The sequence below is a fragment of the Pedobacter namyangjuensis genome (genome assembly GCF_003313325.1).
GTDB lineage: Bacteria > Bacteroidota > Bacteroidia > Sphingobacteriales > Sphingobacteriaceae > Pedobacter > Pedobacter namyangjuensis.
In genome coordinates this window covers 82,804-107,141 of record NZ_QMHQ01000006.1, presented here as the reverse complement: position 1 = coordinate 107,141, position 24,338 = coordinate 82,804, and the positions used below count along the sequence as shown (strand labels likewise).

At 36.1% G+C, this 24,338-nt stretch carries 16 protein-coding genes and 1 tRNA gene; 9 read left to right on the top strand and 8 right to left on the bottom strand.

The window, feature by feature from the left end:
* Positions 1–3: 3 nt before the first annotated feature.
* The 5 genes from DUT69_RS18800 to DUT69_RS18780 all read right to left on the bottom strand — a co-directional run bounded on the left by DUT69_RS18800 (position 4) and on the right by DUT69_RS18780 (position 2,293).
* A complete protein-coding gene (locus tag DUT69_RS18800; RefSeq protein WP_113654824.1) occupies positions 4–360 on the bottom strand; it encodes an iron chaperone in 357 nt (118 codons plus the stop codon).
* Positions 361–512: 152 nt separating this feature from the next.
* The gene (locus DUT69_RS18795; RefSeq protein ID WP_113654823.1) at positions 513–938 is read right to left on the bottom strand and encodes an SRPBCC family protein; all 426 of its coding nucleotides are present in this window, start codon (positions 936–938) and stop codon (positions 513–515) included.
* Between the two features lie 254 nt (positions 939–1,192).
* Positions 1,193–1,369: a spore protein gene (locus tag DUT69_RS18790; protein ID WP_113654822.1), complete on the bottom strand. Its 177-nt coding sequence runs from the start codon at positions 1,367–1,369 to the stop codon at positions 1,193–1,195.
* A 36-nt stretch (positions 1,370–1,405) separates the two neighbouring features.
* Positions 1,406–1,476 (bottom strand) — tRNA-Cys (locus DUT69_RS18785).
* A gap of 70 nt (positions 1,477–1,546) precedes the next feature.
* Positions 1,547–2,293 (bottom strand): TrmH family RNA methyltransferase, encoded by a 747-nt coding sequence (locus tag DUT69_RS18780; RefSeq protein ID WP_113654821.1) that lies wholly within the window; start codon positions 2,291–2,293, stop codon positions 1,547–1,549.
* On the opposite strand from DUT69_RS18780, the gene tamL reads away from it, so the two are divergent.
* Positions 2,284–4,701, top strand: a complete 2,418-nt coding sequence (gene tamL / locus DUT69_RS18775) for a translocation and assembly module lipoprotein TamL (RefSeq protein WP_240186766.1) — start codon at positions 2,284–2,286, stop codon at positions 4,699–4,701. The two genes, DUT69_RS18780 and tamL, sit on opposite strands and share 10 nt — an antisense overlap.
* A gap of 209 nt (positions 4,702–4,910) precedes the next feature.
* Here the strand turns inward: tamL and DUT69_RS18770 are convergent, their stop codons facing one another.
* From DUT69_RS18770 to DUT69_RS18760, 3 genes are read right to left on the bottom strand one after another with little or no spacing between them, the layout of a single operon-like run.
* A complete protein-coding gene (locus DUT69_RS18770; RefSeq protein WP_113654819.1) occupies positions 4,911–5,438 on the bottom strand; it encodes a hypothetical protein in 528 nt (175 codons plus the stop codon).
* Between the two features lie 3 nt (positions 5,439–5,441).
* Positions 5,442–7,730 (bottom strand): patatin-like phospholipase family protein, encoded by a 2,289-nt coding sequence (locus DUT69_RS18765; RefSeq protein WP_113654848.1) that lies wholly within the window; start codon positions 7,728–7,730, stop codon positions 5,442–5,444.
* A gap of 59 nt (positions 7,731–7,789) precedes the next feature.
* Positions 7,790–8,278 (bottom strand): TspO/MBR family protein, encoded by a 489-nt coding sequence (locus tag DUT69_RS18760; RefSeq protein ID WP_113654818.1) that lies wholly within the window; start codon positions 8,276–8,278, stop codon positions 7,790–7,792.
* 245 nt (positions 8,279–8,523) lie between these two features.
* Here DUT69_RS18760 and DUT69_RS18755 point away from each other — a divergent pair, with 245 nt between their 5' ends.
* The 8 genes from DUT69_RS18755 to DUT69_RS18720 all read left to right on the top strand — a co-directional run bounded on the left by DUT69_RS18755 (position 8,524) and on the right by DUT69_RS18720 (position 24,290).
* The gene (locus tag DUT69_RS18755) at positions 8,524–9,735 is read left to right on the top strand and encodes a Pycsar system effector family protein (protein ID WP_113654817.1); all 1,212 of its coding nucleotides are present in this window, start codon (positions 8,524–8,526) and stop codon (positions 9,733–9,735) included.
* A 1-nt stretch (position 9,736) separates the two neighbouring features.
* Positions 9,737–11,791, top strand: coding sequence for a polyphosphate kinase 1 (gene ppk1, locus DUT69_RS18750; RefSeq protein WP_113654816.1), 2,055 nt, complete (start codon positions 9,737–9,739; stop codon positions 11,789–11,791).
* Positions 11,781–12,671, top strand: coding sequence for an SdiA-regulated domain-containing protein (locus DUT69_RS18745; RefSeq protein WP_240186765.1), 891 nt, complete (start codon positions 11,781–11,783; stop codon positions 12,669–12,671). The genes ppk1 and DUT69_RS18745 overlap by 11 nt, the downstream gene beginning before the upstream one ends.
* A gap of 30 nt (positions 12,672–12,701) precedes the next feature.
* Positions 12,702–16,301, top strand: a complete 3,600-nt coding sequence (locus DUT69_RS18740) for a BamA/TamA family outer membrane protein (RefSeq protein WP_113654815.1) — start codon at positions 12,702–12,704, stop codon at positions 16,299–16,301.
* 12 nt (positions 16,302–16,313) lie between these two features.
* Positions 16,314–18,731: a GAF domain-containing protein gene (locus DUT69_RS18735; RefSeq protein ID WP_113654814.1), complete on the top strand. Its 2,418-nt coding sequence runs from the start codon at positions 16,314–16,316 to the stop codon at positions 18,729–18,731.
* Between the two features lie 496 nt (positions 18,732–19,227).
* On the top strand, positions 19,228–19,827 hold the full coding sequence (locus DUT69_RS18730) for a TetR/AcrR family transcriptional regulator (RefSeq protein ID WP_113654813.1): 600 nt from the start codon (positions 19,228–19,230) through the stop codon (positions 19,825–19,827).
* Between the two features lie 84 nt (positions 19,828–19,911).
* Complete coding sequence (locus DUT69_RS18725) at positions 19,912–21,099, top strand: efflux RND transporter periplasmic adaptor subunit (RefSeq protein WP_205314307.1); 1,188 nt, start codon at positions 19,912–19,914, stop codon at positions 21,097–21,099.
* A gap of 11 nt (positions 21,100–21,110) precedes the next feature.
* Entirely contained in the window at positions 21,111–24,290 is a 3,180-nt protein-coding gene (locus DUT69_RS18720; protein ID WP_113654811.1) for an efflux RND transporter permease subunit, read from the top strand.
* Positions 24,291–24,338: the final 48 nt, after the last annotated feature.

Below are 24,338 nucleotides of genomic sequence, written 5' to 3'. Positions count from 1 at the left end.
TTTCTACTTCTTTTTTAAATTTTCATCCACTCTAAATTTTGTAATTCTTGCAATCAATTCTAAGGGCATAGCTTCCTTTAACGGAAATTGTACCGATCCTTTTCCTTGTTTGTATTTAGATAATTCATTGACAAATGCTTCGTGGCCAGTTGGGGTTGCGTAAAAGCCGATATGGTTTTTAAGTCCTGCAAAATAAACCAATGGTTTTCCGTTTAATTTAAATGCTGGAATACCATAGCTGATACTTTCCGTTGCATCTGGAGCCACTTTCTTAATCGTGTGGTAAATTTGGTTAAGTAGGATTTGTGTTTCCTCTGGAAAGGATTTGATATAATTGGATATGGTTTTTATTGTTTCCATTGTTTGGTTTTAAACCAAATTTAACTTTTTAATCTTATCCGTATTAACCTATCGGGATTTTTTTTACTAGTAGTAATTTGAATTATCGCATAGAAACGTAGCAAAGCTTGAGTTGATTATTTTTTGCTCGCCACGTTTCTATGCGTGTTGTTTTATCCTTCGATATAGTTTTTTAATGCATCGTGCATAAAATAATTCCAGCCTTCTGTAAAGCTTTCTTTTGTAAACTCTGGTCCTGCTTCTGCAAAAGTTTCCAATCCGGTATGGGTTAATCTAAGCAAAGTCTTTTCGCCAACTGGTTTAAGTTCCCAACAAACGGTAGAATTTCCTGGATAATTGTCATATCTCCAAGTGTAAGCCAGTTTTTTTTCTTCCTCTACCTCTGTAACTTCGCAAAGGTGAAAAAACTTTTTCTCTTCGCTACCAGCTAAAAAATCAAATGTAAAACCAACTTTCGGTTCAAATTCTTCAATATCAAAATACCATTCTTTTAATTCCGAGTTGTCGCTAATTGCGCTCCAAACTTTAGCTATAGGCGTATCAAATGTTCGCTCAACCAGTACACTTTCTTTTTTCATAATTATAGTATTTAAGTATAACCTTAGTGTTTTATATAATAAGGAATTTGAGAATGGTTTGGTTTTGATTTTTTCAATAAATCAATTCATTTCTACTGCGGTAGTAAGAAGAAAGTAGAGATTTATAGCTAAAAAAACATTAGCTAAAGCGAGAATTTTAGAAAACCAGGAAGCTTTTTTAGAAATTTAAAAGCATAAAAAAAGCACCTCAAAAATATTTGAAGTGCTTAAAGTTTTTTAAGAAAAATCTAAAACTATGCGCTAGCTACTAATTTAGCTAATACAGCATTGTTTTTAGCCAACTGATCTTTTGTAGATTGTTGAGAACGACTACCTAACTCTAGGTTAGTAGCTAATTTTAAGTTTTTAACTTCTAAACGAGAAACGTTTTTATTGTATCTGTCTTTTCTTTTTAATCTTGTTACTGCCATGATAATTAGCTTTATATCTTTTTTAATAATAATCTGAGGTCGAGAGCGGATTCGAACCGCTGTACAAGGTTTTGCAGACCTCTGCCTAGCCACTCGGCCACTCGACCTTTTAAATTCAAGGTTGCAAAAATAGTAATTAATCTTTATGATGCAAAGCAGAAATGCTTTTATTTCAAATTAATTATTTCCTCTTTTAATTTCGCTACAAAATATTGCAGCAGATACTGCCACATTTAGCGATTCTGCATCTCCAAATCTAGGGATAGTTATCGGTTTGGTAATTTTTTCTATCAGATTTTTGTTTATTCCGTGCCCTTCGTTTCCTAATAAAATAAGTCCTTCGTTACCCCAGTCGGTTTTGTAAATGTTATTTCCTTCTAATAATGCACCAAAAATGGGAACTTTTGTATCAGCCAGAAAACTATTTAAATTGGTATAAAATAAATTAACCCTGCAAAGCGAGCCCATGGTAGATTGTACCGTTTTAGGATTATAGGCTTCTACAGTATTTTCGGAGCAGATAACATTTTTTATTCCAAACCAATCTGCCGTTCTAATTATTGTGCCAAAATTCCCTGGATCCTGTACATCATCCAATACTAAGGAAAAACAGTTTTGCAAACTTTTAGGTTCTAATTTTTGTTTAGCAGGAATATTTACCAGAGCTAAAATACCTTGTGGCGTTTGCAACGTACTAATCTTGCCTAATTCGGCGTTGTTTACTTCAAATAACTTTATATTTGCTGTGTTTTTAGGCAATAAGGGCGCAAATTGTGCGGTATAATATATGCTATGTAATTGGTAATCTGAGTTTATGAATTCTGTGATAGATTTTATACCTTCAATAATAAAAATTCCACTTTCTTTGCGATACTTTTTTTGATGAAGAGATTTTATAAAACTGATTTGAGATTTTGAAAGCATATAAGTTTAACAATAAGCCACAGGTACCATTTATTGCAAAATTACTATTTATTCTTGTTTTCTTGGCAGGATGCTCTTCAACAAAATATATCGAAGATTATCAATCTATAGTTAAAAAGGTTAAAATAGACAGTTTGGACGAAACTTACCAAGAGCAAGCTTTTAATTATGTGCAAAAAGATATACGGCCATCTGGTGGTTTAGGTATTAACGTTGCCATTTATAATATTTTTAACACTAAAGATGGCAAGTATAAAACCAGCAATATAAAGCCATTAGGCTCGCCGCCACCAATTTTAGATAGTGCTTTGGTAGAAATATCTAGAACACAGATAGAAAAATTCTTGAAAAGTAAGGGTTTTTTTATGGCGAAGGTAAAATCTGAAATAAGTGTGGAAGATAAGAAAGCCAAACTACGTTTCGTAGCGCAACCTGGCCCGGCTTTTTTTGTAAATAAAATTACTTATCAAATTCCAGATACCAACCTAAAAGCAATTTACCTGAACAAGAAACCAACTTTTACGCATTTGCGTGAAGGTATGCAGTATGATGAGGATTCGTTGAGCTATGAGCGAGAGCAGATTTACCAGGTAATGCGCCAAAGTGGATATTATGATTTCGTACGTCCGTATGTAAGGTATTCGCCAGATTCTAACCAGAATAATAGCAAGGTAAGCGTAAAGTTAATTATCGATAACCCGATAGATAGTTTAGCGAAAAACCATAAAGTTTATACCATTGGCGAGTCGCACATGGTAATAGCGCCAGACTCAGAAGGCTTTCCTGAAAACCTAAATCTCGACAGTTTAAAAGGCGAGTTTAAAAATTTTAGAGGCTTAACTTTTATGGATATGTCTGGTAAATTTAGACGTAACCCCATTGTGAGGTATAATTTTGTTCGCGAAGGCGAAACATACGATATAAACAAAGAGAAGCTGACCTATGATAGGCTTTATGAACTTAACGTTTTTAAAAACGTTAAAATAGATTACCGCAAAGACCCAGACAGCACCAATACTTTGTTGCCGATTATAACGCTTATTCCTCAAAAAAGAAGAAGTAATAGGATTGAGGGCGAGTTGCCTTTTAATAGTGGTACCATTGGTTTTAACATCAGTAATACTTATACCGATAATAACTTTTTAAAAGGCGCAGAGCGATTTCAATTTCAGATAAAAGGAGGTTTGCAATCTCGTATTTCTAAAAATACTTCTATCTTTTCTGATATCTACCAGCGAGATTTTGCTATGAGTGCAAGTTTATCTGTACCGAGATTAATACTGCCTTTTTCGATTCCGCGTATGGGCAAAAACGGAATGCCTTCTACCACTTTCTCAACTAGTTATTTGTATGCTTTGCAAAAAGATATTGCGGTTAGAAGGGTATTTATAAATTCGGTAACGTACGATTGGGTAGAAACAAAATCTAAACTTCACTCTTTAACGCCATTAAATTTCGAATATCGTTTTGGTAATGTACTGATAGATCCGCAAAACTCAGATGCTAACCAGGAGTCGTTATCAAATAACATATACAACATTCTGCTCTTGGGTAGAAAAGACTTTACGTTAGGTGTTAAGTACGCTTATTCGTTAAACGCAGATAAGCTGTTGGCTAATAAATCCTTTATTTATTTTAGGGGTAATATAGATATGGCCGGTAACTTGTTGCAATTAGCTAATAGAGCTTTGGGTAACATACACGACGCCAAAAACGACGACTTCGGAACGGTTTTCGGTTTGCCGTTTAATCAATATGTTCGTCCGGAGGTTGATGTGCGCTGGTACAAAAGCCTGGGGCCTGATAAACAGTTTATTGCAAGAATTAATACCGGCGTTGGTTTTGCCCATGGAAATTCGGTAACCGTTCCATTTGAAAAGTTATTTTTTGCAGGCGGATCTAGCGGTATAAGAGCTTGGCAGGCTAGAACATTAGGACCAGGAAATTACAACAGAGCTGTTTTGGCTACACCAGAGTTAAGAAATTCGCTTTTTGGATTAGATCAATTAGGTGATATACGTTTTGAGAGCAATCTGGAGTACAGGTATATGTTAAGTAGAAACTTTTTCGGAGGCAAGCTTAAAGGTGCAACTTTTGTTGATATGGGAAATATTTGGAATCTATCTAACGATGATTTACAGAATAACGCAAAATTCAGCCTAAAAGAATTGCATAAACAAATTGCTATTGGAACGGGATTCGGCCTACGTTACGATGTACAGTTTTTCGTATTTAGATTTGATGTTGGTGTAAAGGTTAAAGATCCGCAGTTTACAGGTTCTGAGCAGTGGGTAATTGGCAAGCTTTTAAGTGGAGGAAGAGATTTTAAACGAAACTACGCCATAACTAACGCTCCAGATACCTATCGTTTTCTTCAATACAACTTCGGTATAGGAATGCCTTTTTAACTTAGTATTAATAAGCTATTTTACCTAAGTAGGCCGTGGCGTTTAATTCTAAGTTGTTAGTTTAGATAATGCTTTAAATACCTATCCCTTGCAATGTTTCAAAAGCGCTTTTTGCGTGGTACTATAAACCGGATTGAAGCGGGCACGAAGTAAAGCGTAAAGCCGGACTACAATTGCCGATGCAAACGAACTTTGTTTTTCTAAAAAATCTATACCAAATTCTTAAGGTAATCGAATGTAGTTTCGAAAAACGTAGAAATATTTAAACCGTTGCTATAGCTAAAAATGAAAAATATAACCAGTAGAAATATGGCGATGTAGATGAACTTTTTAAATGCAAAAGCCAAGAAAATTATTAACAAGGGGATAATAATTAAAAAGACACGGCTGATGGTAAAGGGATTTAAGTTTTCGTCTTTTTTGTAAACATAAAGCAGTTTACTATGTGTACCTAAATCGTTGCGGTGTTTAATGTAAACGAAAGTAGATTTATCTACTTGCATAGGTAAAATGGCCACTCCGTTGTTAAAATTAAGTTGTTGGGTAAATCCACTAACACTAAAAGTATATGAACCATTGATACTTTCGATGGGTGTTTCTAAAGAATCGGCAGCAATAATGGCTAACTTGCTGTTTTTTAAAAGGCTTTCTTTTACTATAAAATTATTAATGGCGGCGGTTTGGCTAAAGGCTGTGCCAGATATTAGCATGAAAAAAAGTAGCGTAATGTTTTTCATCGGTTATTCTATAGATCGTTTATTATAAATTAAGTAGCCTAAATGTAGTAATACTCCATGTCTTTTTATAGGATCGTTGTACAAATTATAGCTAAAACTTATGGGGCCAACTGGTGTATGGTAAACTAAACCAGCGGTTCCGGCATAGCGAAACTTGCTAAAAGATTTTGTTAACCTAACAGCTTGTGGTCCGTTTTGTTCAAATTCTTTATAGGGAATAAACGTGTAAGCTTCTAAACGGAAATCGAAATTACGTTTTAACGCGAAGACATTTTTTAAGCCGCCCGCCAAATAACTCGACGCTCTAAAATTTTCTAAAAACAGCGATTTGCTATCTTGCAGTGGGTAAAATGCAGGCGAAGCTAACATAGTTGCATAATAATTTAGAAATAAAGGCTGATTGGAAGCAACGCCTTCTAACAAGTAACCTAAAGTGTAGTTTTTAGTATGGAAGAAATATTGTTCGCTACTTACTTTAACATGTCCCCATTCTCTAAAGCTTCTTTGAACTGGATCTGGATTGGGCAGGGAACCGTTATTAATAAGGATATTGCCGGGAGTAAAGTTTTCTCTGCCGGTATTATAATTTATACTTACTAAAAAATTACGACCTCGGTTAGCATACTGTTTTCTGTTTAACGAGTTTTTCTCGAAGTTTACTCCGATTCTTAGTCCATTAAAAACGGTTCTATCTAACACATCGCCCACAGAAAAAGTATTGGTGGGGCTATAATTATCGTTGTTGTTTATAAAAGCTACATTGGCAATTAAACGGGCGTTTCGGTTAAGCGGCATACCTAACTTTAAGTCTATTTTTCTATCGCCTTGCTCAATATAGGTTGGTTTTGGGTTTTCTATAAAAATTTGGCTGGTATTGTAGTAATTCCAGTGGTTGTATGTAATTTCTGCAGCCAAAAATAGTGGCACACCAGATGGATAGTCTATACGCCCATTTAACTGTGCCGATTCGTAAAACCTGCCCGAATAAACGTTTGCACCGAAGGTATAAGCCTTACGATTTAGGTAGCTGTATTGCAAACCCAAATACACATTGCTAATTGGCCTGGAGGAAATATTACCGCCAAAATCTATTTTAAGACTCTTTTTTGGTTGAGCTACGATTTCAAAAGTATAACTGTCTGATAAAGGTTCGTAGGCGATTTTTGGATAAACTGATTCAAAAGTTTCATCGGCAACAAGCTTATAGAAGCCTCTTCTAATATCGTCTAAGTTAAATGTAAGTTGATCGCTTTTGAAAAGTCGTTCTACGTATTTTTTTTGAGGATTGTTAACGCCAGATACTTTTACGTTACTGAATTTTAAATCGGGTTTTCTTTGGTTAAAAGCCTGCCTTTTTATTTGCAGTTCTTCTGGTGAAACTCTTCTGCTAACCCGAGATTTGATATTTTCCATGTCTGCCATGGTTGCGTCGTAACCCCGTTTTATAAGTTCGGCAACTGGTGCAAAGTTGGTAACACTATAATCAGATAAATCTGGTTGGATGTAGACACCATTTTCGCCAACCAACGTAGAATCTGATTTGGATAGGAACATGTAAACTAATAAGCGATTCATCAAACGATCGTCGTTTTTTGGGTATTCGTTAAAAGTTTTTGATGAAACGTTAGCGCCAATTACAAAGTCTGGTTTAAACTCTGTTTTCATAACATCAGCAGGGAAGTTGTTGTAAAGACCACCGTCAAAAACATATTTGTCGTCTAATTTTATTGGGCGATAAACCAACGGCACTGTCATGGTACCACGTACAGCTTCGGCCAAACTTCCATTTTTCATAGTTATGCTTTTCTGCGATAGAACATCAGAAACCATGCATCTGTAGGGTACAAAAAGATTGTCGAAATTATCTTTAGAAATGGCAGATGCCTGCGAGAAAAGCTCTAGTAAAGCAAAATTTAAAGGTATATCATTTACCAGGTTAGGCCTAAAACTTAAGCGTAAACTGGTATCTATGGCTAATTTAGCAGTTAAAATAGATGCGTTTAAATTGCTTTTTTGAAAGTAGAAACTGTAATCGCTTTCGTACTTACCGCTTACCCAGTTTTGGAAATCGGAACTTAACGCAATTTTTTCTATTTGAGCTGGAGAATAACCGGCCGCATACATGGCTCCAACAATGCCTCCCATAGATGTTCCTGTTACATAATCTATCGGAATGTTGTTTTCCTCTAATGCTTTTAATGTGCCAATATGCGATAGGCCTTTGGCACCGCCACCACTTAAAACTACGCCAACTTTTTGCGCTTTAACTTGTGTGGTTAAAAGCAACAGCATAAAAATCAATAGTTTTTTAGGATAAATCACCCTATAAAAATATTGTTTTTCTTTTAAAATTAATTCAAAATATAAATAGAATAAGTTAAATAAGACGCAAAACTGACCCAAAGTATATAGGGAACAAAAAGCCAACCCGCTACTTTATTTATTTTGTAAAAGTTAACTGCGGTTGCAATTATTAGCGCTAAAAGGATAATTATTTCTACAAGTGCTAAGCCAATTTGTTGCTGGTAGAAAAATAGAAATGACCAACCCAAGTTAAAAACTAACTGAATCAAATATAGCATGGCAGCGGTGTAATATCTAGATGATGTTTTACGCTGTTTCCAAACCAAATAGCTTGCAATTCCCATCAAGATAAACAAACTTGTCCAAACTGGCCCGAATATGCCATTTGGCGGATTGAAAGATGGTTTATTGATGGTAGTATACCATGTTTTAACAGACTCCATAGTTAGCAAACTGCCTACAAAACCAACACAAATTGGGATGGCTATACATATCACAAATGGTAGGAACTGAAATCTCGATTTTTCTGTAGTCATTTTTAAAGAAATATGGACTTTTAACAAATAACTAGTATAGTTGTTTTGCGGTCGAAATACATCCTCTGGAGCAACGCTTTTGAAGGTAGTTTTAAGAGCGAATCTGAAACCTTTCTCTTTGGTTAAAATTTAAATTAAAAAAAGTTTATTTTTAAAACATTAAGCCGATATTGGTGTGTTATTATGCTTTAAAATAAACCTTAGTTTGCCTACGTTAAGCAAAGGTATTTAACCAAAAAAATAAAATGAATTATATACAATTGCAAGATGAAGTTAAAAGTTATGTGCTAAACTACTTTAAACAACATCATGATGCAAGACTTGTTTACCACGATCTAAAACATACAGAAGATGTTGTAGAAGCGACAGTACAAATTGCCAATCATTACCAATTAAGTGAGCAAGATTTTTTTACAGTTTACGCTGCCGCTTGGTTCCATGATACGGGTTATTTCGAAGATATTATTCGACACGAAGAGAAGAGCACGGAACTTGCTGAAGCTTTTTTAAAAGAAAAAAAGGTTCCTGTCGAAGTAATTTCTGATGTAAAGCAGGTTATTCTCTCTACCAGAATGCCACAAAAACCAACTAACCAATTAGAAAGTATTTTGTGCGATGGTGATTTATTTCATCTAGGTTCTGAAAACTTTAGGCAAAAAGGCAAATTAATGCACAAAGAGGCAGAGTTGCTTGGAAAAAAAATAGGTAAAAAAGATTGGCGCAAAAAAGATGTTGAGTTTTTAAGTCAACACAATTACCACACAGATTATTGCAGATTGCTATTAAACGATCAGAAAGCTAAAAATCTCGAAAAACTTAAGGTTAAACTCAATGAAATTGAAAAAGTTGAAGAAATAACGGTAAGTACGCCTGTGAAAATTAAAGACGGCGAAAAACTTTTGAATACAAAAGACAAAGCGAGACCCGATAAAGGTATTGAAACCATGTTTAGGATTACCTCGGCCAACAACCAGCGTTTAAGTGATATGGCCGATAACAAGGCGCAGCTGTTAATTACGGTTAATTCCATTATTTTATCGTTAATTGTGAGTTTGGTTTTAAGGCGATTGGAAGATAATGCATTTTTAATTGTGCCCACTTTTATTTTGCTAATGGTTAGTTTATCTTGTATAATTTATTCCATTCTTGCCACCAGACCATCAATTCCCGACGGTGTTTTTAGCAACCACGATATCGAGAATAAAAAAGTAAACCTGCTGTTTTTTGGTAATTTCTATAAAATGGATTTGAAGGATTACAGTAGCGGAATGATTAAGGTTATGAACGACCAGGAGTTCTTGTACGGCACTTTAATTACCGACGTATATTCTCAAGGCGTGGTATTAGGCAGAAAATACAAGTTTATCCGCACTGCGTACAATATTTTTATGTTTGGCTTAATCGCTGCGGTTTTAGCATACATAATTTCTTACGTTGCCTACGGAAAATTAGATTAAGATGCTAAGCGAAAATCCCATTTTGTTTGATAGAGACCTGAGCTGGCTTTCGTTTAACGAAAGAGTTTTAAATGAGGCATTGGCCGATGACGTTCCTTTGCTTGAAAAAATCAATTTTCTAGCTATTTATTCGAGTAATCTCGATGAGTTTTACAGAGTTAGAATGCCAGTTTTGCTAGCTCTTGATAAGCTGAGTAGAAAAGACAACAACGAAATTTCTATTGCCGATGACTTACTGCTTAATGCAAACGAAGCAATACATGAACAACAAGAAACCTACGGGAAAATTTTAAAAGAGATAATAATTCCTCAACTGCACCAAAACAAAATCGATTTTATTTACGGAAAGCCTATTCCTAAATCGCTTGCAGCAGAAGTAAGCTCTTACTTCCTTAGTCAGGTTTTAGCTTTCCTCCAACCGGTCGACTTAAGCAATGGCAATGAAGCGTTTTTTCCAGAAAACAATGCGCTATATTTTGTTATTAATTTAACCCAAGGCGACGTTGAAAAAACAACCATTTTAAACATACCATCAAATCATTTATCCAGGTTTTACAAAATAACCAAAGGCGATAATCTTGTTATAATTTTTCTGGATGATATTATTAAAGCAAATTTGAACCTGTTGTTCGCAGATACAAAAATTAATAGCTGTTGTAGTTTTAAAATTACTCGTGATGCAGAAATTGATCTAAAGGACGAGTATGCAGGTAATCTTGCAGAGCAACTAGAAAAGCAATTGCAAAAACGCGATTTTGGCTTAGCTACAAGGTTTTTGTATCAGCCAGGCTTGCCAGAAGAAACGTTAAGCTTAATTATCGAAAAATTAAACCTTAAAAAAGCCAATTTGGTAGCCGGAGGCAATTACCATAACCTAAAAGATTTGGCAGATTTTCCTGTTAAGGAAGCAAAATTGTCAAATCCTAAGTGGGAAAAAATAAGCTATCCAAAATTGATTGTCGGTAAAACCTTAAGCGAGCAAATCCATAAGAAGGACATTTTAATAAATACGCCATATCAATCTTACGATGCCATTTTACGTTTTTTTAACGAGGCCGCTACTAATCCAAAGGTAGAGGAAATTTATGTTACGCTTTATCGTGTTGCCAGCGACTCTAAAATTGTTAACGCATTAATCAGCGCAGCTAAAAATGGTAAAAAAGTATCCGTTTTGGTAGAGCTAAAAGCACGGTTTGACGAAGCCAACAATATCAAATGGGCTAAAAAGATGAAAGAGGCTGGGGTTAAAATCAGCTATAGCGTAACTGCATTAAAAGTACATGCAAAAATTGCGCTGGTAAAAAGCAAAGAGGGGTTAAGGACTTCGTACGTAGGCCTGTTGGCTACCGGCAACTTTAACGAAACTACCGCCAATTTTTACACCGATCATATTCTGATGACGGCCGATAGCGATTTGCTTAGAGAAATGGAGTTGCTTTTTATTTTTCTCGCCAAGAGGGTAAAACCTTCAGACACGGATTTTATACAATTCAATCATTTGCTGGTTGCTCAATTTAACCTGCAGGAAACATTTTTAGCATTAATAAGTAGGGAAATTGATAATGCACTTGCTGGAAAAGAAGCTTCGATAACTATTAAATTAAACAATTTAGAAGAGAAGGTTTTAATCAGCAAATTGTACGAAGCATCTAACGCTGGCGTAAAAGTTAATTTAATTGTAAGAGGTATCTGTCGTTTAGTTCCCGCCGTCGAAAATCAAAGTGAAAATATTACCGTAACCAGAATTGTTGACAGGTATTTGGAACATGGAAGGATTTTTGTATTCCATAATTTAGGTGAGCCCAAAATATATTTGGGTTCTGCAGATTGGATGAATAGAAATATCTATCGCCGAATCGAGGTTTGTTTTCCGTTGCGAGATGAACAAATAAAAAAACAACTTCTGGCTATTTTGGATTTGCAAATGCAAGATAATGTTAAGGCAGTTAGATTAGACGGAAATTTAAAAAATGAACCAATTGTTAACAAAAACGAGCCAATACAGTCTCAATATCGTATATGTCAATTATTAAAAGATGAGAAAGATGAAAAATAACATATCCCACCTACCAAATCGTTACTTTATTTTGGTGGTTTTTGCACTCGTAATTAGTCTTTCGAGTTGGTCGTGTGCCGAGAAAAAAGCTGTAGCGGCGCAAAATCCTAAAGGCTATGATTTAGAAAATCCGAAGCGTTATAGTATGCCAGATATTTTGCAGGAAATTTCCGGTATTGCGTTTAACAAAGGCGACAATAGTGTTGTTTACGCCCAACAAGACGAAGACGGCGTATTATTTAGTTTGCCATTGGGCACTAAGGACGATAAAGCAACTAAATTTGGCAAAAAAGGCGATTATGAAGATGTTGCGGTAGCGCAAGGTTGGGCTATCCTTTTAAAAAGTAATGGAACTTTCTACACATTTCCATTAACGGAAACGAGCAAAGAAGAAGTTGAAAATGTAAAGGAAACCAAAGATTTAATACCGAAGGGTGAGTACGAAGGTATGTTTGCAAATGAAACAACTGGCGATGTTTATGTACTTTGTAAAAACTGCAAGGTTGACAAAGACACCAAAAAAACAAGCGGTTACGTATTAGCTTTACAAGCTGATGGTTCGTTAAAATCAAAGGGCACCTTTCAGATAGACGTTAGTAATTTAGATAAAATGAGCGGAAAGAAAAAGGGCACCTTTCATCCATCTGCACTCGCTATAAATCCACTTACAAAGCAATGGTTTATCGTATCTTCGGTAAATAAAGTGCTTTTAATTGCCGATGAAAAATTCAACGTGATTAGTACGCACCACCTTAGTTCAAATACTTTTAATCAGCCAGAAGGAATTGCTTTTGATAAAGATGGGAACTTATTTATCTCTAATGAAGGTAGTGAAACTCAAACCGGTAATATTTTAAGGTTCGACTATAAAAAACCTTAATTTTGTAATTATCTAACGTTCAAACACGGTATGTTTAAAAAAATATCCATTACGCTTACGCTACTAATTGCCTATTTTGGTAGCTTTTCGCAAGAATCAGTAAAATACCGTGTTATTCTTATCGGCGATGCCGGAGAAATGAATACCGGGCAGTTTGAATCTTTGAAAGACGCTGCCAAACACGTAATTAAAGGCAAAACCACTACGCTTTTTCTTGGTGATAATATTTACCCAAGCGGGATGGCAATTCCTGGTTATGGAGATTTTTCCGAAACCAGTAACATTTTAAACTCTCAGTTTAAGCCTATGCGTGATGCTGGCGCTGCGGTTTACTTCGTTCCCGGCAACCACGACTGGGATAAATCTGGTCCAAATGGTTTAGCGAAAATTAAGGCGCAAGGCGATTATTTAGCTTCTTTTAACGATCCGCTTTTAAAGCTTCTTCCTGCAAATGGCTGTCCAGACCCCGTAGCTATAAAACTTTCTGATAAATTAACTTTAATTGCTTACGATAGCGAGTGGTGGTTGTTTCCATACAAAAAAGATAACCCGGGTGCCGACTGCGATTGTAATACCAAAGACGAGGTAATTGCGAAAATGGAGGATTTAATGGAGCAAAATAGAGATAAAGTTATCTTGTTAGCTTCACATCATCCATTTCAAAGTTATGGGTCGCATGGCGGATATTTTACCCTACGTAACCACCTTTTTCCGCTTACTTCGCTAAACAAAAAATTATACATTCCAATGCCAGTTATTGGCTCGCTTTATCCGTTTTTACGTTCAACTTTTTTAAGTCCAGAAGATTTGAATCATCCGGCTTACAAGGATATGATTAAACGCGTAAACGCTGTTTTTGGAGATAGGCCAAACGTTATTTACGCTGCTGGGCATGAGCATGGTTTGCAATTAATTAAAAGCAAACAATTACAAATTGTAAGTGGTGCAGGTGCGAAAATGAATCCTAATAAAAAAGGGAAAAATTCGCTTTACCAAGATTTTAACCAAGGTTATGTGGTGGCAGATCAGTTGCAAAATAACGACATGCGCTACGAGTATTACAACTATACCGATACAGGCGTGGTAAAGGTTTTTACTTACAACCAACCGTATAAAGAAATAAAACCACCTAAAATAAATGAGTTAAAGGTGATAAAGGCCGATAGCATTTTGGTAAAGGTTCATCCTTCTTATGATAGCGTTGGCAAATTGCACCGATTTTTATTTGGCGAAAATTATCGTAAGGACTACGCCATGGAAACTAAATTTCCGGTATTGCGTATTTCTGAAATTAAAGGTGGCTTAAAACCAACACAGTTGGGTGGTGGTAACCAATCTCGTTCTTTGCGTTTAGAAGATAAGGATGGAAAAGAGTATGTATTAAGAAGCGTAGAAAAATTTCCAGAAGTTTTGTTGCCACAAGGTTTGAGAGAAACTTTTGCAAAGGATATTTTAAAAGACAATATGTCTGCGCAACATCCTTTTGGGGCATTAGTTGTACCTACTTTGGCCAAAGCGGTAGATGTGCCGCATTCAACACCAATTATAGGTTGGGTTTCGCCGGATAAAAATTTCGGCGACTATGGTGCTTCCTTCGCTAATACACTTTGTTTGTTAGAAGAGAGAGAGCCTATCGGCGATTCGGACAATACCACTAAAATGTTTGAAAAGCTGGATGATGATAACGACAACACTTATGATGCTGGTGTTTATTTAAGAGCCAGAGCTTTAGATATCTTAATAGGCGATTGGGATAGGCACGAAGACCAATGGAGATGGAAAACCGATAAGACAAAAAAGGGGAAAAACTATATTGCTGTTCCTAGAGACAGGGATCAGGTTTTTTACGGATCTGATGGGTTTATACAGCGTTTTGCTCAAAGTTCGTCGCTTTTGCCGATGATGCAAGGCTACGAACGTGAAATTAAAAACATAGATTGGTTTTTGTGGGAGGGAAGAGCGATGAACAGCAGGCTTTTATCACAGTATACTGAAGCTGAATGGGATGCTGCAGTGAAAGATTTTTGCGATAAACTGACTGACGATGTGTTTGAAAAGGCATTAAAACATTTGCCAGAACCGAACTACACTTTACGCCACGATCAGTTTTTAACACGTTTAAAAGAGCGCAGAGCGTCATTGCCAAAATTGATGAATGATTTTTATCACTTCTTTAATCGTATAGTCGATATCCAGGCAAGTCATAAAAACGAAAAAGTTGTTATTACCGATTCTACCGGCGGTTATTTAAAGGTTCAGGTAAATAAAATTTCAAAAGAAGGTAATATCAAAGAGGAGATTTTCAGTAATACCTTCGACCCAAAAATTACTAAAGAAGTACGTTTATATGTTAAAGATGGTAATGATAGTTTATATATCGATAACAAAACATCGAACATAAAACTTAGAATAATAGCCGGAGCAGGTAAAAAAGTTTACGACGTACCAAATGCAACTAAAGGTATACAGCTTTACGGTCGTAAAAATGGAAATTCTAAGTTTGAAGGCGATGACGAAAATATGCTGAGAAAGAAATTTGCCGTAGATACTTCAAACGTATCATTCTATAATAAAGATATGTACGGCAGAAGTTCTATTAATTTAAGTGCTGGTTATAATTTAGATGATGGAATCCTTTTAGGATTAAATTACAAGGTTACAAACCCCGGCTTTAGAAAAGAGCCTTATGGTAACTCGCAGTATGTTTCGTTTCTGCACGCTTTTGCTACCGAAGCCTACCGTTTTCATTATAAGGGAGATTGGTTGAAATTAATTGGCAAAGCAGATTTGACTATCAATGCAGATGCCTATGCACCTAACAATACGCAAAACTTCTTTGGCGTTGGTAACGAAACCAAGTTTGATGATAGAATTAGGTACTACAGATCTAGATTTAGTTTGTACAATGTAGAAACTGCACTGAGATGGCGTAGACCGAAATCTAGTTTTAGCATCGGCACAAACTTGCAGTTTTATCAATTAGACTTAGATGATAATGCTGGCCGTTTTATTGCTATCCCTTCAGAATTGCATTCGTACGATAGTTTAACGGTTGATAAAGACAAGTTTTTTGCAGGTTTGGTAGTTAAGTTTAGCAACAATACCCGCGATAACGATTTACTGCCAACTCTTGGCAGCTTTGTAGATTTTAAATGGACAGCAAATAAAGGATTGAATAGCAATTCTAATTCTTTTGGACAGTTTACAGGAAATATATCACTATATAAAAATCTTGATGGACGTGCGAAATTGGTGCTTGCCAACCGTTTTGGTGGCGGTATAACTGTTGGAAAACCAGCTTTTTACCAAAGTTTATTCTTAGGCGGACAGGGTAATTTGTTAGGTTATCGTCAATTTCGATTTGCTGGTCAGCATACTTTCTATAATAATGTAGAACTTAGAGCCAAATTAGGAGATTTTGTAAGTTACGTTTTACCTGGGCAAGTAGGATTGATGGGATTTTATGATGTTGGAAGGGTTTGGGCGAGTAATGATAGGTCAGACAAGTGGCATCATGGAGTTGGCGCAGGTTTATATTTTGCTCCAGCATCATTAACGGTTTTCAGATTTGTAATGGGGCACTCAACCGAAGGTTGGTATCCGTACGCATCTATGAGCTTTAGATATTAATAAACAGAAAAGATGAATACAAGTGTTATAAAGATTAACGGAGATGTGTGTGTAGCTTGTCAGGTAGAGTATACCCTATCTTTTAGACCATTAATAGCTTACTTAAAGGGCAGACTTAAAACAGAACAAACTTTAAAGGCCGAATTTTACCGCTTTTTATTAGAAAAAATAGAGCGTGAAGAAGCGCTTAACAATGATGTTAAAGTAGAAGATTTAGCTAAATATAAAGATACGCTCGAACTGATCTTCACTATTTTAACGCCATTAATGGCTAACGAAAAAGATTTATATTGGGCAATGAGCACGCCTGTGCCCGAAAGTATATTTTTTAGTACTGATGCATTTTACGATTTTTTCAGCCTACACCAGGAAGAAAAAAGAATAAATGGTTATAAAGAAGAATCTAAGGAAACTAAACAGCTGCAGTTTATTTATAAAATGATATTGCAAAGATTTTATAACTACACATCTATTTCTGGACACGAAATATTGTATGCTTATAAAAACCCAAATACCCATTTAACTACTTATTATAATATTATTCCGGATACGCAATTTGTTGATATAACTTTCGACGGCGAGTTACCAGAATTAAATTTTGAGCTTGTTTCTGCAAAAATTCAGGAAGGTAACGAGATCGAGTTGCTTTCGGAACTACTACCATTAGAGAAATTTAAATTTGATGGCTTTTGCGTTATTACCTTAACCGACGTAACCTTGCAACATGCAATAGATGGTATTCGCAATGCATTGGTTAATCACACTTACGAAAAGGAGGCTTATGATCACGTAATTCAAGCCTTAAAAACCTTAGCAGGTAACGGACATATTGAATTTGGCTTGTTACCGTTTCTAATGGTCAACAATAAGTTTGTGTTTGATAATGATTTAAATTCTCAAAGTATCCTTCTTGATTCGGCAAAAAAATACGACATAGAAGAAGAGACATTTTTTGCTTTAGTAAACGAATATATTGATCATCCACGTCCGGTATTTTTTAATAACCTAACGGACGAGAAAATTGAGAAATTTCCATTTTTGGATATCTTAAGAAAGAACGGAGTAAATTCCTATTCGTTTGTGCCAATTTTTTATAATAACCAGCTTGCTGGGATAATGGAAATTTATTCAGAGCAAAATTTAGTGGTAGATGATAAATTATTATCGAGATTTCATTCGGCCTTGCCTTTACTAGGTCAGCTTTTGCAATACAGAATAGAAGAGTTTAATTTTAAAATGGACGATGTGCTTAAGGACAAATTTACCGCCTTACAACCCTCTGTTCAATGGAAATTTAACCAAGTGGTGTGGGATTATCTAAAGAAAAGCAAGAATAAAAAGAAAACGCTTGAGATAGATACGGTAACATTTAAAGGATTGTATCCGCTTTTTGGAGCGGTAGATATTAAAAGTTCTACTATAGAACGTAACTACGCCTTAAAAGAAGATTTAAAGGTTCAATTAGCTAAACTAAATGAGACCTTGTCTGAATTAAGAAAGATTGTAAGGCTGGATTTACTGGATAAAATTCTATTCAACTGTGGCGAATGGGCAAAAAAAATAGATGATTTTATTAGCTCCAGCGAAGAAGCTTTACTAAACGAGTTTTTAGAATTGGAGGTTTATCCAATGCTTAAACACATAGAAATCGGCCACCCTGATGCAAGTTTAATTGTTAAATCTTATTTCGAAAGTATAAATCCGCAAACTGGCGAAGCCTTTGCAAATAGAAGAACTTTAGAAACTTCTATGCAGTTTATAAATACATCCGTTAGCGAATACCTTGAAGATGCGCAACAAGGCTTGCAAGAAACCTATCCTTGTTATTTTGCCAAGTTTAGAACTGATGGTGTAGAGTACGATATTTACATAGGGCAGGAGATAGCACCAGATGTACCGTTCGATCTACTTTATTTGAAGAACATTCGTCTTTGGCAACTTACGGCAATGGTAGAAGTTGCCCGTTTAACCAATAGTTTGGTTAGCCAAATGCCTAGGCCATTACTTACAACACAGTTGATTTTTATCCACTCAAACCCGATCGATATTAGTTTTAGAAACGATGAAAGGAGATTTGATGTTGAAGGAGCCTACAACATTCGTTACGAGGTAGTAAAAAAACGTATCGACAAGGTTTTGATAAAGGGGACCGACGAACGTTTAACGCAACCCGGCAAAATTGCGATGGTTTATTTTAATGCCTACGAAGCAAATGAGTATCGAGAATACATCAAATATTTGCAGGAACAAGGCTTTTTACAAGACGATTTAGAGAATTTGGAGTTAGAGGAATTGCAAGGCGTGAGTGGTTTAAAGGCTTTAAGAGTAGGGGTTAATTATCTTTCTTGCGATTTTTTTGATGAACAATGGATGAAGCTAAAAAAAACAATTACCAGACGCCCGTTTAAGAAATTGGATAAAGCCCTTTAGGGTATTAGTTCCTTTTTTTTCTATCTGCTAGTGTCTTCACCTTCTGAAATTAGATATAAGCAACGCTTGTTATTCAAAGCAAAGCGAAGAATCTGCAGATTAGATTACGAAGGCAGATTCCTCTAATGTCGGAATGACAGGCTAATGCACTATCAGCCGGCAACTCCAACTGCCGAAACTAATAAATGATTATAAGCCTAGCCATCAAATAGTATCAGAGAACTTGCTTTTTAAACCCGGTTGAAGTGGAAATCCTTTTTGTGTCATTCTGATCGTAGTCGAGGAACACAAAAAGATTGTCACGGAAAACGGGACTGAATTATCTGAATTGCAGTGCAGGTGCTTTTCTGAAAAATTAAAAATTCGTTCAAGCAAAAAACATCGTTAGAACCAATTTAAACCAATATAAATTTTATCTGACAAACAGATGATACGCAAATCCAAAACTGTTTATACATTTGCTTAACGGTGTTAGATTATTATACAGCACTTAACTATGGGAAGTAAAGAAAGAATTCAGCGTCAAAAAGATGATACTCGCAAGAGTATTTTAGATGCGGCTTTACAAATTGTAAAACAAGAGGGATGGCCAGCACTTAGTATGCGCAAAATTGCGGATATGATAGAATACACTGCCCCGATTATTTACGAATATTTCTCTAATAAAGAAGGTATTTTATTTGAACTCACCAGACAAGGATATATCCTTTTAGGCGAAAAAATTAAAGCTGCCAGAGACGGCAAGACAAATGCTGAGGAACAATTGGAAGCAATGTGGCTTGCCTATTGGGATTTTGCATTTGCCGAAAGCGAATTTTATCAGCTAATGTATGGCGTACAGGTAAACTGTTGCGAAATGTACAAGAAGATGCCAGAGGCCGAATATACAACTGATCTATTTTATGATGCTATAGAAAAGTTGCTTACCAAAGCTCCAATATCAGATGATGATGTTAATTTAAAATACTACACCTTTTGGTCGTTAATACACGGACTAGTTTCACTTAACTTAGTTCAAAAAGGGGCTAATGACGCAATAAATCAAGAAATTTTAAGGAGTGCCATAAAAGCTATCATCAAATCCATTAACGATTAAAAATTTTTTGCTCCAAAATCTAACACTGTTAAATTAATTATAAACGTAAAGTAAATACTTAAAATCCCAATAATCATGAATTATATGCCAGACTTCACACCAAAATCTAACAATGTTAGATTATTTAACGCTTTAATAATATCGCTGGTTACCGCTGCAGTTTTATTTTTGTCGAGCTGCACCTCAACTCCAGCGCAAGTTGCCGAAACTCCAGCAATGTCTTTACCGGTAGCAACGGTAAACGAAACCTCACAAGAAACTTTTATAGATTATCCTGCAGCTATACAGGGTGCTTCCGACTTAGAAATTCGCCCTCAAATTGCCGGAACGATTGATAGGGTTTTAGTAAACGAGGGTCAGTTGGTACAAAAAGGACAATTGTTATTTCAAATTTCTGAACTTCCTTTTAGAGCACAATTGAACAGTGCAAAAGCAGCCTTAAGTGCTGCCAAGGCTGCGGTTTTAAACGCTCAATTAGAAGTAGACAAGGTTACGCCTTTAGTGCAGGCAAAAGTTGTAGCTCCTTTTCAATTACAAACTGCAAAAACTACGCATCAAATTGCATTAGCAAATGTTGAGCAAGCTAGCGCAGCGGTAAACAGTGCGCAAATTAATCTAAACTACACACAAGTTAAGGCACCTATTAGTGGCTACATTGGCAGGTTACCTAAAAAACAAGGCAGCTTAGTTAGTCCAACAGATGTTGACGCATTAACAAAACTTTCTGACGTACATGAAATACATGCCTATTTCTCGTTGGCAGAAACTGAATTCATCAATTTCAATAACAAGTACCAAGGAAACTCTGTGGCAGACAGAATTAAACATTTGCCAGCCGTTTCGTTGGTTTTGGCGGATGCAACGGTTTATCCTTTACAAGGCAAAATAGATATGATTGACGGGCAGTTTGATAAAACTACTGGCGCAATTACGCTAAGAGCCAGTTTTCCAAATGCTAAAGGTTTATTAAGATCTGGCAATACCGGAAAAATTAGATTAGGCTTAGCCCACGAGCATACCATCGTGATTCCGCAATCGGCCACGGTTGAAATGCAAGATAAAGTTTTCGTTTTTGCTGTTGGTAAAGATAATAAGGTAAGCCGAACGGCTATATCAATAGATGGCAAAACCGGAACAAATTATCTGATAAAAGACGGTTTAAAATCTGGAGATAAAATCGTATTGAGTGGTTTAGATCGCCTGCAAGATGGCCAGCTTATTCAGCCCGACAAGAAAGTTGAAAAAGTTGCTCAGTTAATCTCTAAAAAATAATAACAAAAACAATGTTTAAAATATTTATACAAAGACCAGTACTTTCTACAGTTATATCCATTTTATTGGTAATACTTGGTGTACTTGGTTTAACAAAATTACCGCTACAACAGTTTCCTGATATTGCACCGCCATCTGTTTTGGTTACTGCTGTATATCCAGGGGCAAATGCCGAAACAGTTTTACGATCGGTAGCACCATCAATAGAAGAATCTATTAACGGTGTAGAGAACATGACTTATATGAGTTCAACCGCTAGTAACGATGGATCTTTAGCAATTACTGTTTTCTTTAAATTGGGAACTAACGCAGATCAGGCGGCGGTAAATGTTCAAAATAGGGTAGCACAGGCTACAAGTCAGTTGCCAGCAGAAGTAGTTCAGCAAGGTATTACAACTGCTAAGCAACAAAATAGCTTTATTATGGCTATTGGCATGTTTACCGAAGATGAAGCCAAATACGATCAGACATTTGTAGCCAATTATGCACAGATCAATATCATCCCAGAAATTAAGAGAATACCCGGTGTTGGTGCAGCAAGTATTTTTGGCGGTGTAAAAGATTACTCTATGCGTGTGTGGCTAAATCCAACGCAAATGGCAACTTATAAAGTTTCGCCCAACGAAGTAATGAGAGCCATTCAAGATAAAAGTTTGGAAGCTGCGCCAGGTAAATTCGGCGAACGCAGTAACGAGGTTTTTGAATACGTAATTAAATATAAAGGCAAATTAACTAAACCAGATGAGTATGAAAATATAGCTATCAGATCAAATCCAGATGGTTCAATTCTACATTTAAAAGATGTAGCAAGGATTGAACTGGGCGCTTATTCTTATAACAGTTTAACAAGGTTGAATGGCAAAAAAGGAATTGTGATTGGTGTAATTCAATTAGCTGGTTCTAACTCTAACGACATACAGATTGCGATTAATAAGTTGTTGATAAAAGCATCGAAAGATTTTCCGAAAGGTATTAAGCACAATGTGTTTTACAGCACTAAAGTAGCTTTAGATCAATCTATCGATCAAGTAATACACACATTGCTAGAGGCATTTATATTAGTATTTATTGTAGTGTTTATCTTCCTGCAGGATTTTAGATCTACGCTAATTCCGGCAATTGCCGTACCGGTAGCAATTTTGGGAACGTTTTTCTTTATGCAACTGTTTGGGTTTTCAATAAATCTGTTAACCTTGTTCGCTTTAATTTTAGCAATTGGTATTGTTGTAGATGATGCAATTGTTGTTGTAGAGGCTGTACATGCTAAAATGGAACACAAGCATTTAGGTCCGAAAGCAGCTACGCATGAAGCAATGGGCGAAATTACTGGTGCCATTATATCGATTACATTAGTAATGGCCGCGGTGTTTTTACCGGTTGGTTTTATGGAAGGTTCAACCGGATTGTTCTATCGTCAGTTTGCTTTTACCATGGCAATTGCCATTATTATCTCAGCAGTTAATGCGTTAACATTAAGTCCGGCGCTTGCAGCATTATTTTTGAAAGATAATCATGCTAATGCAAAAGACGAAACCGTAAAACGAGGATTTAAAGAAAAGTTCTTTAGTGGATTTAATAGCAGTTTTAACGCCATGACGAACCGATATGTGGGTGGTTTAAAGTTTTTGGTTAAACACAGATGGTTAAGTTTAGGCGGATTAGCTTTGATTACTTTAGTTACCATTTGGATGGTTAAAACAACGCCAGCTGGTTTTATTCCGACAGAAGATCAAGGTTTTATCGCGATATCTGTTTCAACGCCATCTGGAACTTCTTTAGATGTAACGCAAAAAGTGATGACCGAAGCAGAAAGTGTACTGAGTAAACTCGATGCGTCAAGGGATGTTACCGCTATATCGGGTTTCAATTTATTAACCAATTCTACCAGCCCATCATCGGCAGTGGTTTTCGTGTTGCTTAAACCAACAGAGAATAGAGGCAAGGTTAAAAACATAGATGAGATTATGAATGAGGTACGCGGCAAACTTGGTGCAATCTCTGGCGGTAGTTTCTTTGTGTTTAGTTTTCCAACGGTACCTGGTTTTAGTAACGTAGAAGCCTTGGATATGGTTTTGCAAGATAAAACTGGCGGTAAATTGGATAAATTCAGTGGTATCTCTCAGAATTTTATTGGCGAGTTAATGAAACAACCTGCAATTGCGGTAGCTTTTACTAGTTTTAAAGCAGATTATCCTCAATTAGAATTAGATATAAACGACGAAAAAGCGGATCAATTAGGCGTAAGTGTTAAGGATGTTTTACAAACAATGCAAACCTACTTTGGGAGTGCGCAAGCATCAGATTTTAACAGGTTTGGTAAATATTACCGTGTAGTTGTTCAAGCAGACGTGGCCGATAGGGCGGATCCTTCTGCAATAGACCGAGTTTTTGTTAAAAACAATAGGGGAGAAATGGTGCCGATAAACACTTTGGTAAAACTAAACCGCATTTACGGTTCTGAAACTGCCTCTCGTTATAATTTGTTTAATTCAATTCAGATAAATGCAATTCCAAAACCTGGTTTTAGCTCTGGCGATGCCATAAAAGCTATTGAGGAAGTTGCTGCAAAACAATTGCCCGCAGGTTACAGCTACGAGTTTTCTGGTCAAACGAGAGAGGAAATTTCTTCTGGCGGACAATCGACTGTTATATTTTTATTGTGCGTAGTATTTATCTATTTCTTGCTTGCCGCACAGTACGAAAGTTATCTATTACCATTAGCGGTTATTTTTTCTATCCCGGTAGGTGTGTTTGGAGTATTTGCGGCAATTGGTTTAGCAGGTATCGAAAACAATATTTATGTGCAAGTTGCATTAATCATGCTCATCGGTCTATTGGCAAAAAATGCAATTTTGATTGTCGAATTCGCTCTGCAAAGGAGAAGGGCTGGTAAACCGTTAATAGCGGCGGCGTTAGAAGCGGCAAAGTTAAGGTTACGACCAATTATCATGACGTCTCTTGCGTTTATCGTTGGTTTAATCCCAATGATGTTTGCTACAGGTCCATCAGCACAGGGTAATCATTCTATTAGTATCGGCGCTGCCGGAGGAATGCTTTCTGGAGTTATTTTAGGCCTATTCATCATACCAGTGCTTTATATCATCTTCCAATATTTGCAAGAAAAAGTATCGGGCAAACCGGTAGAAATAGAAGAAAATCACCAGAAAAATTTAGCTCCACATGGAAACTAATCCAGCATCGCAAACACAAGATGCAACAGTTAATGAGTTTGTACCCAT

What these genes read in the sequence shown, in the direction of transcription:
- DUT69_RS18800 (WP_113654824.1), bottom strand. Translation starts at nt 360, where the DNA reads ATGGAAACAATAAAAACCATATCCAATTATATCAAATCCTTTCCAGAG.
- DUT69_RS18795 (WP_113654823.1), bottom strand. Translation starts at nt 938, where the DNA reads ATGAAAAAAGAAAGTGTACTGGTTGAGCGAACATTTGATACGCCTATA.
- DUT69_RS18790 (WP_113654822.1), bottom strand. Translation starts at nt 1,369, where the DNA reads ATGGCAGTAACAAGATTAAAAAGAAAAGACAGATACAATAAAAACGTT.
- DUT69_RS18780 (WP_113654821.1), bottom strand. Translation starts at nt 2,293, where the DNA reads ATGCTTTCAAAATCTCAAATCAGTTTTATAAAATCTCTTCATCAAAAA.
- DUT69_RS18770 (WP_113654819.1), bottom strand. Translation starts at nt 5,438, where the DNA reads ATGAAAAACATTACGCTACTTTTTTTCATGCTAATATCTGGCACAGCC.
- DUT69_RS18765 (WP_113654848.1), bottom strand. Translation starts at nt 7,730, where the DNA reads ATGCTGTTGCTTTTAACCACACAAGTTAAAGCGCAAAAAGTTGGCGTA.
- DUT69_RS18760 (WP_113654818.1), bottom strand. Translation starts at nt 8,278, where the DNA reads ATGACTACAGAAAAATCGAGATTTCAGTTCCTACCATTTGTGATATGT.
- DUT69_RS18755 (WP_113654817.1), top strand. Translation starts at nt 8,524, where the DNA reads ATGAATTATATACAATTGCAAGATGAAGTTAAAAGTTATGTGCTAAAC.
- ppk1 (WP_113654816.1), top strand. Translation starts at nt 9,737, where the DNA reads ATGCTAAGCGAAAATCCCATTTTGTTTGATAGAGACCTGAGCTGGCTT.
- DUT69_RS18745 (WP_240186765.1), top strand. Translation starts at nt 11,781, where the DNA reads ATGAAAAATAACATATCCCACCTACCAAATCGTTACTTTATTTTGGTG.
- DUT69_RS18740 (WP_113654815.1), top strand. Translation starts at nt 12,702, where the DNA reads ATGTTTAAAAAAATATCCATTACGCTTACGCTACTAATTGCCTATTTT.
- DUT69_RS18735 (WP_113654814.1), top strand. Translation starts at nt 16,314, where the DNA reads ATGAATACAAGTGTTATAAAGATTAACGGAGATGTGTGTGTAGCTTGT.
- DUT69_RS18730 (WP_113654813.1), top strand. Translation starts at nt 19,228, where the DNA reads ATGGGAAGTAAAGAAAGAATTCAGCGTCAAAAAGATGATACTCGCAAG.
- DUT69_RS18725 (WP_205314307.1), top strand. Translation starts at nt 19,912, where the DNA reads ATGCCAGACTTCACACCAAAATCTAACAATGTTAGATTATTTAACGCT.
- DUT69_RS18720 (WP_113654811.1), top strand. Translation starts at nt 21,111, where the DNA reads ATGTTTAAAATATTTATACAAAGACCAGTACTTTCTACAGTTATATCC.